The sequence below is a fragment of the Paenibacillus sp. GCM10023250 genome (genome assembly GCF_042653205.1).
GTDB lineage: Bacteria > Bacillota > Bacilli > Paenibacillales > Paenibacillaceae > Paenibacillus_Z.
In genome coordinates, this window is the sequence record NZ_JBHSHY010000013.1 from 132898 (window position 1) to 145609 (window position 12712).

12 protein-coding genes and 1 riboswitch are annotated in these 12712 nt (G+C 65.6%); of the genes, 3 read left to right on the forward strand and 9 right to left on the reverse strand.

The window, feature by feature from the left end:
* Positions 1–3: 3 nt before the first annotated feature.
* Entirely contained in the window at positions 4–1032 is a 1029-nt protein-coding gene (locus ACFPB1_RS13125; RefSeq protein ID WP_379225871.1) for an iron-hydroxamate ABC transporter substrate-binding protein, read from the reverse strand.
* A gap of 187 nt (positions 1033–1219) precedes the next feature.
* Between ACFPB1_RS13125 and ACFPB1_RS13130 the strand changes: the two genes are divergently transcribed.
* Positions 1220–2269 carry an NAD(P)/FAD-dependent oxidoreductase gene (locus ACFPB1_RS13130; protein WP_379225873.1) on the forward strand — a complete coding sequence of 350 codons (1050 nt, stop codon included), beginning with the start codon at positions 1220–1222 and terminating at the stop codon, positions 2267–2269.
* A gap of 37 nt (positions 2270–2306) precedes the next feature.
* On the opposite strand, the gene ACFPB1_RS13135 is transcribed toward ACFPB1_RS13130, so the two are convergent.
* A complete protein-coding gene (locus tag ACFPB1_RS13135; protein ID WP_379225875.1) occupies positions 2307–3026 on the reverse strand; it encodes a hypothetical protein in 720 nt (239 codons plus the stop codon).
* Positions 3027–3132: 106 nt separating this feature from the next.
* On the opposite strand from ACFPB1_RS13135, the gene ACFPB1_RS13140 reads away from it, so the two are divergent.
* Positions 3133–3909 carry a hypothetical protein gene (locus ACFPB1_RS13140; RefSeq protein ID WP_379225877.1) on the forward strand — a complete coding sequence of 259 codons (777 nt, stop codon included), beginning with the start codon at positions 3133–3135 and terminating at the stop codon, positions 3907–3909.
* 1425 nt (positions 3910–5334) lie between these two features.
* Here ACFPB1_RS13140 and thiD read toward each other — a convergent pair.
* The 5 genes from thiD to ACFPB1_RS13165 form a co-directional block, all read right to left on the reverse strand.
* On the reverse strand, positions 5335–6159 hold the full coding sequence (gene thiD, locus ACFPB1_RS13145) for a bifunctional hydroxymethylpyrimidine kinase/phosphomethylpyrimidine kinase (protein WP_379225879.1): 825 nt from the start codon (positions 6157–6159) through the stop codon (positions 5335–5337).
* Positions 6160–6249: 90 nt separating this feature from the next.
* Positions 6250–7314 (reverse strand): ABC transporter substrate-binding protein, encoded by a 1065-nt coding sequence (locus tag ACFPB1_RS13150; RefSeq protein WP_379225881.1) that lies wholly within the window; start codon positions 7312–7314, stop codon positions 6250–6252.
* The gene (locus tag ACFPB1_RS13155) at positions 7311–8105 is read right to left on the reverse strand and encodes an ABC transporter permease (RefSeq protein WP_379225883.1); all 795 of its coding nucleotides are present in this window, start codon (positions 8103–8105) and stop codon (positions 7311–7313) included. Before ACFPB1_RS13155 ends, ACFPB1_RS13150 begins: the two co-directional genes overlap by 4 nt.
* Positions 8080–8856: an ABC transporter ATP-binding protein gene (locus ACFPB1_RS13160; RefSeq protein ID WP_379225885.1), complete on the reverse strand. Its 777-nt coding sequence runs from the start codon at positions 8854–8856 to the stop codon at positions 8080–8082. Before ACFPB1_RS13160 ends, ACFPB1_RS13155 begins: the two co-directional genes overlap by 26 nt.
* A 98-nt stretch (positions 8857–8954) precedes the next feature.
* Positions 8955–9059: riboswitch (TPP riboswitch) on the reverse strand.
* A gap of 178 nt (positions 9060–9237) precedes the next feature.
* Positions 9238–9441 carry a hypothetical protein gene (locus tag ACFPB1_RS13165; RefSeq protein WP_379225887.1) on the reverse strand — a complete coding sequence of 68 codons (204 nt, stop codon included), beginning with the start codon at positions 9439–9441 and terminating at the stop codon, positions 9238–9240.
* A gap of 109 nt (positions 9442–9550) precedes the next feature.
* Between ACFPB1_RS13165 and hmpA the strand changes: the two genes are divergently transcribed.
* Positions 9551–10768 (forward strand): NO-inducible flavohemoprotein, encoded by a 1218-nt coding sequence (gene hmpA, locus ACFPB1_RS13170; protein WP_379225889.1) that lies wholly within the window; start codon positions 9551–9553, stop codon positions 10766–10768.
* Between the two features lie 148 nt (positions 10769–10916).
* Here the strand turns inward: hmpA and ACFPB1_RS13175 are convergent, their stop codons facing one another.
* Both ACFPB1_RS13175 and sigJ read right to left on the reverse strand, forming a co-directional pair.
* Entirely contained in the window at positions 10917–11423 is a 507-nt protein-coding gene (locus ACFPB1_RS13175) for a Crp/Fnr family transcriptional regulator (protein ID WP_379225894.1), read from the reverse strand.
* 156 nt (positions 11424–11579) lie between these two features.
* Positions 11580–12503 (reverse strand): RNA polymerase sigma factor SigJ, encoded by a 924-nt coding sequence (sigJ, locus tag ACFPB1_RS13180; protein WP_379225896.1) that lies wholly within the window; start codon positions 12501–12503, stop codon positions 11580–11582.
* Positions 12504–12712 lie beyond the last annotated feature (209 nt).

Sequence of the window (12712 nt, forward strand, 5' to 3'; positions counted from 1 at the left end):
GCCTTATTGTCCCAGGAAGCTCTTCTTGAAGAAGTCCAGCTGGTAGTCGAGCGTGTCGGCGTCGTTGAAGTAGAACGCGTCCGCGTTCACCTCGAAGACGCGGCCGTTCTTCACGGCTGGAATGTTTTTGTACGTGGCGGTGTCTTGGAACGAGCCGTCGGCATCGCCGAACTTGCTCAGGATGACGTAATCGCCGGCGTATTGCGGCAGCACTTCCGCCGACAGCGCGAAGTAGCCGGGCTTCAGCGCCGAGTCGATGACCTTCTGCGGCATCTTCAGGCCCATCGCCTGGTACAGCACTTCCGTGCCGCGGCCCCAGTTGTTGCCGTAGACGTAGAGCTGCTTGTCGAAGCTTTCGATGACGGACACGGTCGCGTTCTCGCCGATTTTGGCTTTGATTTCTTTGCCGGTCTCTGCCGCGCGCGTCTTGAAATCGTCGACCCACGCCTGCGCTTCCTTCTCCTTGTTGACCGCCTTGCCGATCTCGAGGTGCTGGGTCAGGTAGTCGACTTTGCCGTACGTGTAGACGACCGTCGGGGCGATTTCCTTGAGCTTGTCGAGGTTCTTGACGTTATCGAGGCCGATGATCAGGTCGGGATTGAGCTCAATGATTTTCTCCAGGTCCTCGTCGGACACTTCCTTCGCGTCCTTCAGCGCATCGGCGAACCGGGGATTCTTCATCGACCAGGAATCGGCGCCGACGATGTGGACGCCGAGCGAGATGAGGTCGCCCGCGTAGGAGGACAGGACGATGACGCGCTGCGGATTGGCAGGCACTTCGACGGGGCCGGACTGGGATTGGTACGTGATCGTGCCGGAGGCCGGCGCGTCGGACGAAGCCGCGTTGTTCGCCGCGGCGTTGCCGGCCGTTGGGTCGGCATTCGAAGCGCCGTTCGAAGCGGCGTTGTTCGCGGGAGCGGCATTGCCTCCCGCTGCGTTGCCGGCGCCGGTGTTCGCGGCGTTATTAGCGTTGCCGCAGGCGCTTAGGAGCAGAAGGAGAACGGCGAAAATCGGAAGAAACGCTTTTTTCATGAGACGAGAACCCCTTTGGAATAAAATGGTATATCAGTGATAACGATTATCAACACTGCCATAACCAAAGATACGTTCAGTGAGAATGATTGTCAATATCATCTTGTAAAAAAGCCCGCAGCCGTGTATATTTATACTTATTGAGAATCATTATCAACGAAATGCCATGGCGAAGGAGCGATCTTCTATGAACGCGGCGGACGTATACGACGTGACCATCATCGGGGGCGGCCCGGCGGGGCTGTACTCGGCTTTCTATAGCGGACTGCGGGAAATGAAAACGAAAATCATCGAATTTCAGCCGCAGCTCGGCGGCAAGGTGCATGTCTACCCGGAGAAAATGATATGGGACGTCGGCGGTTTGACGCCTACGCCCGGCGCGAAGCTGATCGAGCAGCTGGTCGAGCAGGGGCTGACCTTCGGCCCCGAGGTGGTGCTGAACGAGAAGGTCGAGGCGATCGGGCGCGGGGATACGGGCTTGTTCGAGCTGCGCGCGGCTTCCGGAACCGTTCACTACTCGAGGACAGTTATCGTCGCCGTCGGCAGCGGCATTCTGAAGCCGACCAAGCTGCAGATCGAAGGCGCGGAGCGGTTCGAGGTGAGCAATCTGCATTACACGGTCAAGTCGCTGCGCCGGTTCAAGGGCAAGACCGTTGTCGTATCGGGCGGCGGCAATTCCGCCGTCGACTGGGCGAACGAGCTGGAGCCGATCGCGAAGCAGGTCATCGTCGTGTACCGCAAGGGCTCACTGACCGGCCACGAAGCGCAGGTGCAGCAGCTGCTGCGGAGCTCCGCCGAATGCGTCTTCCATTCCTCGATCACGAAGCTGATCGCGAGCGCGGACCGCGAGACGATCGAACGCGTGGAATTGACGAACCACGAGACGGGCGAAGTCGTAACGGTGGAAGCCGACGAGATCGTCATCAACCACGGCTACGAACGGGAGTCGACGCTGCTGCAGGCGAGCGACCTGAACATCGAGATGCTCGAGGATTTCTACGTATCGGGCACCGTCATGAGCGAATCGTCCGTGCCGGGACTGTACGCCGCGGGCGACATCCTGATGCACGACGGCAAGCTGCATCTCATCGCCGGGGCGTTCCAGGACGCGGCCAACGCGGTGAACAAGGCGAAGCAGTTCATCCAGCCGGGCGCCGACAAATTCGCCATGGTATCGTCGCATAACGACCGGTTCAAGGAGCGCAACCGCGAACTGGTGAAACAGATGATGAAGTAGGGGCAGGAAGCGCCAAGCCGAATTCGATCGCAGGACCTCAACCGGAGACGAACGCTTGGCAGGCGACCCAGATCGATCCGACCATGACGGCGATGCCCCCGACTTTGCTCATGAAATAATAGAAGTCGCTCGGCTCGGGATTGTCGTACAGGAGCTGACTTGGCGACAGGCGGAACAGGAGCGTCTGGAACCGTTCGTAGCGGAAGGAGCACCAGCCGAAGATCATGAAGGCCAAGGCTAGGAAGAGAAAACCGGGGCGGCCCGGCGTGCGGTGATATTCCGGATAAGCGGCGGCGACGAGCGATGCGGGAAGATAGGTTTCGGTCGGCTCGTCGATGCGAACGCCGCCAGAGTAGGCCGCGATTTCCACGACGAACTCGCCTTTCGCGTCGTAGCTGAGGAGAATGCCGTTGGTGTCCTGCACGCTGTACCGGTGACCGTTCGGGTACGAGACGCTGTAAGCTGCCGGAAGCGCGGGCGCGGAGGTTTTCGCGATGAGGTAGTCGTCCGTTCCGATCCGCACCGAGCGCTCGAGGTTGCTTATGACGCGAACGTCGACGGGACCGGCCGAACCGCCGCGGTACGTGGCCAGGTCGCCCTGAAGACGCTGCAGCGTGTACCGGTCCTGGTTCAGATAGAAGGCGCGATCGGTGAAATACGAGTGGGACAGCAGCGCGATTGCAAAGGTTACGGCGGTCAGGGCGGCGAAGAAGAGGATGCTGGGATTATTGAGTTTTTTAATCGTCGATATGGTCATAGGGAAGGGCACCCGCTCTTTTTTTGGTTTCTTCCCTTGTACGCGGCGGGGGGGCGCCCGGTTGCGGGAAGGCCGAATTGAGCGTTGAACGGAGGAGGCGTGGACGGTGATAACGGCACGGCAGCTGATCGCGTTGATGGAGGAGACGCTGCGCGCGCGGGGCTTCGACTTGGCCGGGGCGATCGACGAGCTCGGGCAAGTGCGCCAGTCGGTTCGGCGGGAACGCGGCGAAGCGTTCTCGTTCGGCGAGCATATCCGGGGCATGCTGCTCGCGCTGCTGAGCAATCAGCGGCCATGGGGACCGATCGCGCGGAACGAAGCGCGGCTCGCGGAGATTTTCGGCGGGTACGAGGCCGAGCGGCTGAAGGCGGCGGACAAAAGCCGGCTCGCCGAGTGCGTCAAGGCGATCAAATGCGGCAACCGCGCGATCGCCAGGCAGATGGCCGATCTGGACGCGAACCTCGCGACGCTGGAGCGGATCGCGGCGGATTACGGCAGCTTGGACCGGTTCGTGCTGAGCGGTCCGCCGGAGGCGGTCGCGCGCGAGCTGGGGCAAGGGAAGCGGTACAAGCTCCGGGGCGTGGGCTTCACGCTCGCGCTGGAGTATCTCCGGCATGTCGGCGTGAAGGCGATTAAGCCGGATCTCCATATCCGGCGCATCGTCAGCGATGCGCGGCTCCGGCTGCACGACGGCTATCCGTCGGAGGACAAAGCGGTCGCGATTTTGGGCAGGCTCGCGGCCGAGGCGGGCGTGAACCTGACCTACCTCGACAATCTGATGTGGCTGTACTGCGCCGCCGATTACGGCGCCATTTGCGGCGCCGCGCCGAAGTGCGGCGCGTGCGGGCTGCGGCCGCATTGCGCGCAGGGGCGGGCGGTGTAGGGCCGGACCGCGGCTAATCGCCGCAGGACTCGACATCGGCGAACTCCAGGGGGCTCCCACGACGACCGTCTCGGCTTCTACCCGCATGTCCGCTCTCCTGCTACCCTGCTCGCCGTACTCCCCTTCGCTTTCTCACCCTGTTCCGTCGCTCGACGCCACTGGCGGCTAGCGCTGCTCTTGACGGCTGGCTGGTACTCTTGATGCTAGCTCCACTGACAATGGAGAGCGTCACTCGCGACGCTAGCACCACTCTCGACGGCTAGCCTCACTCTCGACGGCCAAGCTCTCACTCCCGACGTTAGCTCCACTGACAACGGCCATCCTTACTCCTGACGCTAGCTCCACTCACACCGGCCAAGCTCCACTCTTCACGCTAGCTTCACTCCCAAAAGTCGAGTCCAAATCTTGACGCTGGCTCCATTCTCGACGGCTAGCTCCACTCCCGATGGACAGCTCCACTCCCGAGGTTTGCTCCTCTGAGAACGGCCAGAGTCACACTCGACGCTAGCTCCACTCGCACCGGCCAGCTTTACTCTCTAGTTCAGCTCTCGATGGCCAGTTTCACTCTTGACGCTGCTTCACTCCCAAAAAGGCGAGCCCGAATCTTGACGCTGGCTCTATCTTCGACGGGTCAGCCCCACTCCCGACGTTTGCTCCGTGAGGGCAATTCATGCGGCCGGGAGGATTTTTATGCACCGAGGAGGCGGGCGAGCGGGTGTTTTAGGTGCAGAGGAGTTCAGCCAAGGCATCCGGAGAGCCGGATCCCCATGGAAGTTTCGGCGATAAGCACTGGAATTGTCGGCCAGGAGAGCAGCTATTTGTTAGGCTTTGGCCGTTTTGCGAATTTGGCGGCCACACGTTCCGCTATTGGCCTGAATGGACCGGCTTATGCCCCCTTCGGAGGCAAATAGCGGCTCCTGTGTCCGCCAAATGGCGGAAGGGGCCTAAAACGACGGCATAACGGATCTCCTGTCCGCTCAGCGCGGGGAAGACGAGGTCCCCGGTGCACAAATGTTGCTTTCAAAGCATTAAACCCCCTCGACTGCCTGCCGGCGATAAGGGGGTTGATCGTGAAGCTAGTATGGGCGATGAGCGGGAGATGGGTGGACGGGCGACGGCGTGAGCGCGAGCGCTGCCCGCGAATCGTGCCCGGCCCGCGGCGCGCGCGCCGGCCGATTCGCGAGGCACCCGGCCGCCAGCTCCGCCGGGCCTGCGCGGCGCCTTCCGCAGGCGACGGCGCGAGCGTGCGTCCGGCCCGCGGCGCGCGCGCCGGCCGACTCGCGAGGCACCCGGCCGCCAGCTCCGCCGGGCCCGGCGACGGCCTCCGCCTACGCCGGTTCCGTCCCGGCCGGGCAATTCGCGCTGCCCGGGACGAGTCACACGCCTAGCGAGCGGCGAGCCACCTCCTCCGCAGGGCGGCGAACGCTACCGGCTATGCAAGCCACTCCGCAGCCGCCGCCCGTAGGCAAAATGGTTCGTCGGCCCATGGCCCGCCCCGAACCCGAGCTCGTCCTCGATCGCCGCCTGGATGAACGCCTTCGCTGTCTCCATCGCCTCTTCGACCGCGAAGCCTTGGGCGAGCGCGGCCGTCAGCGCGGCGGAATACGTGCAGCCCGTTCCGTGCGTGTGGCGGGTGTCGATCCGCTTGCTCTCCAGATAGCGGTACGTCCGGCCGTCGTACAGCAGGTCGATCATCGGCTCGTCCGGCGCGCTGTGGCCGCCCTTGATCAGCGCGTAGCGCGAGCCCATCTCCACGATCGTCTTCGCGGCGATTTCGCGCTCCTGCACGTTCGTGATCCGCAGGCCGGTCAGCATCTCGGCCTCGGGAATATTCGGCGTCGTCACGAGCGCGAGCGGCATCAGCCGCGTCACGAGCGCGTCGACCGCTTCCCGGAGCAGCAGCCGCGAGCCGCCCTTGGCGACCATGACGGGGTCGATGACGAGATTCCGCCAGCCGTATTCGCGCGCCTTGTCCGCGACGGTGCCGATGATCGCGGAGCTGAACAGCATCCCCGTCTTGACCGCGTCCGGGGGCAAATCGGCGCCGATCGCGTCCAGCTGCGCGGCGACGGCCGCGGGCTCGAGCGGATAAACGCCTTGAACGCCGAGCGTGTTTTGCGCCGTCACCGCCGTCAGCGCGGACATGCCGTAGACGCCGAGCTCCTGAAACGTCTTCAGGTCGGCCTGAATGCCCGCGCCGCCGCCGCTGTCCGAGCCGGCGATCGTGAGCGCTTTGGTAATGGTCGTCATCGTCATTCCTCCTCTAAGCTTTCGTGTTCGCCGGTCCGACATCGGGGTTCCTCCGGGCCGGTAAGGTCATTTAGCTTGCCGATCGAGCCGTTAGCCGGTCAGATTGACGAATGCGTCCGCGGCCTTGACGTCCGCGCCGAGCAGGTCGTGATCCGCGAGCCAGTCGTTCACGCGGTCCCAGGATGCGGGATCCTGCGCGCCGAAGGGTGCGTCCTTGTCCGTCATGAGCGGCAGCAGAATGACCAGGCTCTTCGCCTCGATGGACGGGTCGAGCGGGGAGCCGCCGTCTTCGTGCTCGAGCAGCATCTTCAGCGCGTCGTCCGGATGCGCCTCCACGTAGCGCTGCCCCTCGGCCGCGGCCTGCACGAACTTCGTGAACAGGTCCTGCTTCGCCTTCAGACCGTCGTCGCTCGCGGCCAGCACGAGCTCGTAATAGTCCGGCACGCCGTACGCGGCGGGATCGATCGAGTTAACGGGATGGCCGTCTTTGTCTAGGATCAGCTGTTCGTGATTGATGAAGCCGCCGATGATGGCGTCGACCTTGCTCGTGGATACCGCCGGGATTAGATCGTAGCCGACGTCGATCAGCTTCGCGGCATCCGGATCGCCGCCGTCCGCTTCGATCATGGTGCGCGCCATCGCCTCGTAGAGGGGGATGGACGAGAAGCCGATCGTCTTGCCGGCGAGGTCCTTCGGCGACCGGACGCCGCTGCCCGCCGGCACCATCAGATGGTTGAGCGGATGGCGCACGACCGCGGCGATCGCTTTCACGGGAATGCGCTCCCCGCGGGCCATCAGCACCTGCGGCTGGTACGTGAGCGCGAGGTCGACCTTGCCGGCGGCGACGAGCTTCAGGGCGTCGTTGGTCTCGGCGGGCATGCGGATGTCGACGTCGAGTCCGGCTTTCGCGAAATACCCCTGCGCCTCGGCGGCGTACAGGAACGAATGGACCGCGTTGGGGTACCAGTCCAGCATGAGCGAGATTTTTTGCGGCGGCGTCTGGCTGCCGCCCGGGGCATTGGCGCCCTCGCCGGTATCGGCGGCCGTGCCGCTGCCGGCGTTCGCGCCGCCGCCCGGCGTCGAGCCGCAGCCGCCAAGCGCGAGCAGCGCCGCGGCGATAAGCATCGGGAATACGAATAACGATGGCTTTTTCATGAGGAATCCCTCTTTCTTTTGCGAAGCAGGATGGTTTCGAGCAGCGAGACGGCGAGGAAGAACGCGACGCCGAGCGCCGACAGCAGGAAGACCGCCGCGAACATGGCGTCCGTCTGCAGGCCGCCGGACATGCGGCGGCTGAAATAGCCGAGCCCTTCGGTGCCGCCGAGCCATTCGCCGATCGTCGCGCCGACGACGCTGTAGACGACGGACAGCTTGAGGGCGGAGAAGAACGACGGCAGCGCGAGCGGCGCCTGCACCTTGCGGAAGATCGCCCAGCGGCCCGCGCCCATCGTCAGCAGCAGCTCGCGGTAGCCGGCGTCGCCCCGGCCGAGCCCGTCGTAGGTACCGACGACGATCGGGAAGAATGCGGTTAGGAACACGACCGCGACCTTGCTCCAAACCGCGTACCCGAACCACAGGATGAACACGGGGGAGAGCGCGATGAGCGGAATCGTCTGGCTGACGACGATGAACGGGTACAGCGCCTTGTTCAGCCAGGTGTATTGGCGCATCAGCGCCGCGAGCAGCACGCCTCCGGCGACCGAGAGCAGGAAGCCGAGCGCGGCCTCCGACGCCGTGGCGGCCAGATGGCGGCCGAGCAGCGGGCCGGCATCCCGGCCGAGCGCGCCGGCGATCGCGGTCGGGGCCGGCAGGATGAAGAACGGCACCCAGCCGAGCCGCACGGCGCACTCCCAGCCGCCGAGCAGCGCGAGCAGCAGGAGCGCGAACAGGCCGTACCGCTCCAGCAGCGCGGACAGCGGGTCACGGAACGGTCGTCGTCTGTTCATCCAGCAGCTGCTCCAATTCCCGCCGGAGCTTCACGAAGCCCGGCTCGTATTTGAGGCTTGCGTCCCGCGGCCGCGGCAGGCAGGGGCGCAGCTCCCGCAAGCCTTCCCCGCTGCCGGCCGCGGGCATCAGATAGACGCGGTCGCTCAGCAGGAGCGCCTCCTCGAGGTCGTGCGTGATGAATAGGACGCTCTTGTCGAGGCCGCCCCAGAGCCCGAGCAGCCAGCGGTGCAGCTCCCGCTTGGTCATGGCGTCGAGCGCGCCGAACGGCTCGTCGAGCAGCAGCAGCGGCCGCCCCGTCAGGACCGTGCGCAGCAGCGCGACCCGCTGCCGCATGCCGCCGGACAGCTCGTCGGGGTAGGCCCGCTCCCGCCCCTCCAGGCCGAAGCGCGCGAGCAGCCGCCGGACCTCGGCGGCGCCGTCCTTCGCGCGTCCCCGCGGCGCCAGCTCGAGCGGCAGCAGGCAGTTGTCCATCACGGTGCGCCACGGGAGCAGCAAGTCCCGCTGCGGCATGTAGCCGACGCGGCCGAGCCGGCGGGCGGCGCGTTCCCCGTACAGCGCGATGTCGCCGGAGGCCGGCTCGAGGAGGCCGGCGATCAGCTTGAAGAGCGTGCTCTTGCCCGAGCCGCTCGCGCCGACGACGGAGACGAACTCGCCTTCCGCCACGTGCATCGACAAGCCCGCGAACAGCCGGCCGCCTGCTCCGGCGCCATAGCCGAACGAAACCTCGCGCAGCGATAGTACGGTCGTCATGCGGACATTCTCCTTTCGGGCGCATACGAAAAAACCCGCCGATTCCTCCGGGAAGGAATGGGCGGGTCCGCGAAACGAACGCCAAACGCGTCGTCGTGTTGGAATTCCATTCACTTCCCTACGCTGGCATTACCCAGATCAGGTTCCAAGGGTCCGCGGTTTCGGCTCCGCGTCTCAGTCGTCAGACTCCCCTAGCGAATAAAACGGGTATTCGGTTGCTCCTACTATAGCATAACGCGAGGCGGCGTGAAAAGGACGTCCGTCCGCGCCGCCATGCGGGCCGCGGCCCCGCCGGCGTTGGCCGCCAGGTGTCGGCTTTCGCAGCCGGGCGCGGCTCGAGCCACCGGTGGCCGCCGGGCGTCGGACCGAGCCGCCTGCCCGCTAGCGGATGCTCTCGAGCTCCTGCGTGATCGTCTCGATCACCCGCACGAAGGACGTCGGCTCCTGCGAGCTGGCGGGCTGGTCGCGCGCGAGCCGCGAGGTCCGCTCGGCGTCCTGCATGACGTCGCCCATGGCGCTCGCGATCTTTATAAATAGGCAAAAATCGCGCGTCCGGCGGAAAGCGGAGGGGAGGACCGGTTCCATACCGACACACTTTTTTCTCAAACGCTGTGATCGCAATCACAAGGCGGAGCTCCTCGCGGCCGTATACTGAAACCATGAACACAAAGCCACACGAAAGCGGGGATGCAACATGCTGAAGCAAGAGACGATCGACATCATCAAATCGACGGTACCGGTGCTGGAGGTGCACGGCACGGCGATTACGAAGCGCTTCTACCAGCGGCTGTTCGAGGCTCATCCGGAGCTGCTGAATATTTTCAACCATGCCAACCAGAAGCAGGGCCGGCAGCAGACGGCGCTCGCGAACGCGGTCTACGCGGCGGCCGCCCACATCGATAAGCTGGAGTCGATTTTGCCGGTCGTGAAGGGCATCGCGCACAAGCACCGCAGCCTCGGCGTCAAGCCGGAGCATTACCCGATCGTCGGCGAGCACCTGCTCGGCGCGATCAAAGAAGTGCTCGGCGACGCCGCGACGGACGACATCCTCGGCGCTTGGGCGGAGGCGTACGGCATGATCGCGAGCGCGTTCATCGGCGTCGAGGCGGATATGTACAAGCAGGCGGAGACGCAGCCGGGCGGCTGGGAAGGCTTCCGGCCGTTCAAGGTGTCGCGGAAGGAGCGCGAGAGCGAGGTCATCACGTCCTTCTATCTCGTGCCGGCGGACGGCGGCCCGATCGCATCGTTCGAGCCCGGCCAATACATCAGCGTGAAGCTGGACATTCCGGGCGAGGACCGGACGCACATCCGCCAGTACAGCTTGTCGGGCTCGCCGGGGGCGGGGTATTACCGGATATCGGTGAAGCGGGAGAACACGGTGCCGGAGCTGCCGGCCGGCCGCTTATCGGTGTACTTACACGAGGAGATTCGGGAAGGCGACGTGCTGCCGCTGTCGGCACCCGCGGGCGACTTCACGCTCGACCGGCGCGACACGCGCCCGGTCGTGCTCATCAGCGGCGGCGTCGGCCTGACGCCGATGGTCAGCATGCTGCGCGCGCTGGCGGAGACGCAGCCGGAGCGCAAGGTGACGTTCATCCATGCGGCCCGGCACGGCGGCATGCACGCGCTGCGAGGCGAGGTCGAGCGAATCGTGGGCGAGCACCCGGCCTTCTCGGCGCACTGGGTCTACGGGACGCCGACGGATAAAGACCGGGAGGCGGGGGCATTCCATAAAGAAGGGTATCTCGATCTGGCATTCCTGCGGCAAACCGCGGGGACGACCGACGCCGGCTTCTACTTCTGCGGCCCGGCGCCGTTCATGCGGACGGTGAACCTGGCGCTGAAGGAATGGGGCGTCGCGCCGGGGGACATTCATTTCGAATTCTTCGGTCCGGCGGGCGCGCTGGACTAAGGCCAGGCGGCGGAAGCATCCGCTTGGCAGGCTGCGGGTGCCGGCCGGAAGACGGACCGGCCGGAAGGCGTACCGCTGTAAAGAGTACCAGCCGGAAGGCGGCCGCTCCGCCGCGGGAGCGCCGATGCAACGGCACGCCCGCGGTGCGTTACGCTTCCGCCCGCTGCGCCCGGAGCAGCCGGTTGACGGTTTCCCGGCGCAGGCCGATCAGCTGGCCGATCTCGTCCTGCGTCAGCACCTCCGTCAGGGAAGCCGGCTCGATATAGAGGCGGAACCACGCCTGCAGCTTGCGGAGCTTGTCGGCGGGCGCCACCTGCGTCAGCTGGTCGATGCGCTGCTGCATCATGCGCAGCCTGTCCTGCAGCAGCAGGGCGATCTCCCGGCAGCGCTCGGGCTCGTGCTCCAGCTGCCGGTACCAGTCCGGCGCGGAGATGACCTCCGCCTCCGACGGCATGAGCGCGACGGCCGTGCCGAAGTACGGATTCGGGCTGATGAGCGAATGATGGGGAATGATTTCGCCCGGCGTGATGATGTTGACGAGGAACGGCGTGCCGTCCGCGTGGATGCGCATGATTTTGAGCAGGCCGCTGCGCAGATGGAAGAGGGGACCGGTTTCCCCTTGGCGGAACAGGATCTCGCCTTTGTTAAGCTGCATGGCCGCAAAGCACCTCCTTGCCTGCCGCACGCCCGCGCGGCGAACGGCAGCGACTTTCGTCAGTATACCAAAAAACGATGCGCGTCACTCCGTCCCCTTTCGCGGGACGGAGTTTTTTGCGCCCGGGGGGACGCGTCCGGCCGCTGGCCAGGCGGCTTAACGAACCCGCGCGAGCTTATCGGGATTGACGAGAATATAGATCTCCGCGATCCGGTCCTGCTCGACGCGGAACGACGCGACGCCGGACACGACGCCCTCCGCCGTATACGTGACGAGGCCAAGCTCGCCGCCGACGAGGGCGGGCTTGGCGGTATGGCCAGGCCCCAGCTTCCGCAGCACCCCTTCGAGGAAGCCGGCGACGCGCGCCGCGCCGACGATCGGCCGGACGGCCGCGTGCACCTTGCCGCCGCCGTCGGACAGGAGGGCCGCGTCGCGCGACAGCACGTTCAGCAGCCTGCCGACATCGCCGCTCGCCAGCGCTGCCGCGAACTGCTCGACGAGCGCCTGATGGCCGGGCAGGGCCTGGCCCGGCGCCTTCGCTTCGTCCTCGGGATGAATGGCGCGCCGTGCGCGGTGGAAGATCTGCCGGCAGTTCGCGGCGCTCTTGCCGACGATGCCGGCGATCTCGTCGTACTCGTACTGCAGCACCTCGCGGAGCAGGAACACCGCGCGCTCCGTCCACGAGAGCTGCTGCAGGAGCAGCAGATAGGCCGTCGACACCGCTTCGCGCCGGGTATAGGCTTGGTACGGGTCGATGCCGATGCCGCCGGCCGCTCCGCCCGCGGCGCCGCCGGCTTCCGGCCACTCGGCGACGAGCGGCTCCGGCAGCCACGGGCCGACGTAGCGCTCGCGCTGCTTTTGCGACGAACGCAGCCGGTCGATGCAGCGGTTCGTGACCGTTTTGCACAAGTACGCCTTCACGTTGGCGACATGGCCCGGCTCCGTGCCCTGAAGCGAGAGGAACGCCTCGTGGACGAGGTCCTCCGCATCCATGACGCTTCCGAGCATGCGATAGGCCAGCGAAAACAGCAGCGATTTGTACGAGGCGTACAGCTCTTCCGTAAGGATGTTGGTTTCCATGGCGGTGCTTCCTTGAGAAAGTCCGCGCTTCGGCGCGGCCGTTGGGCGGTGTGGGCTGTGGGCGATGCGGGCTTCGGGGCAAGCGACGCGGCCGCTAGCGTGTGCGGCGCTTCACGGCCGCGTGCGTGCCGTGCGGGCCTGCGCGCCCGCCTGCGAGCGCCGGTCTGCGCGCCAGCGCGCCCGCCGCCCGCCATGCGCGCGAGCGCCGG

Bases quoted from the DNA above. Each gene is read 5' to 3' on its own strand.
- ACFPB1_RS13160 (WP_379225885.1), bottom strand. From the start codon at position 8,856: ATGACGACCGTACTATCGCTGCGCGAGGTTTCGTTCGGCTATGGCGCC.
- hmpA (WP_379225889.1), top strand. From the start codon at position 9,551: ATGCTGAAGCAAGAGACGATCGACATCATCAAATCGACGGTACCGGTG.
- thiD (WP_379225879.1), bottom strand. From the start codon at position 6,159: ATGACGACCATTACCAAAGCGCTCACGATCGCCGGCTCGGACAGCGGC.
- ACFPB1_RS13135 (WP_379225875.1), bottom strand. From the start codon at position 3,026: ATGACCATATCGACGATTAAAAAACTCAATAATCCCAGCATCCTCTTC.
- ACFPB1_RS13125 (WP_379225871.1), bottom strand. From the start codon at position 1,032: ATGAAAAAAGCGTTTCTTCCGATTTTCGCCGTTCTCCTTCTGCTCCTA.
- ACFPB1_RS13155 (WP_379225883.1), bottom strand. From the start codon at position 8,105: ATGAACAGACGACGACCGTTCCGTGACCCGCTGTCCGCGCTGCTGGAG.
- sigJ (WP_379225896.1), bottom strand. From the start codon at position 12,503: ATGGAAACCAACATCCTTACGGAAGAGCTGTACGCCTCGTACAAATCG.
- ACFPB1_RS13130 (WP_379225873.1), top strand. From the start codon at position 1,220: ATGAACGCGGCGGACGTATACGACGTGACCATCATCGGGGGCGGCCCG.
- ACFPB1_RS13150 (WP_379225881.1), bottom strand. From the start codon at position 7,314: ATGAAAAAGCCATCGTTATTCGTATTCCCGATGCTTATCGCCGCGGCG.
- ACFPB1_RS13175 (WP_379225894.1), bottom strand. From the start codon at position 11,423: ATGCAGCTTAACAAAGGCGAGATCCTGTTCCGCCAAGGGGAAACCGGT.
- ACFPB1_RS13165 (WP_379225887.1), bottom strand. From the start codon at position 9,441: ATGGAACCGGTCCTCCCCTCCGCTTTCCGCCGGACGCGCGATTTTTGC.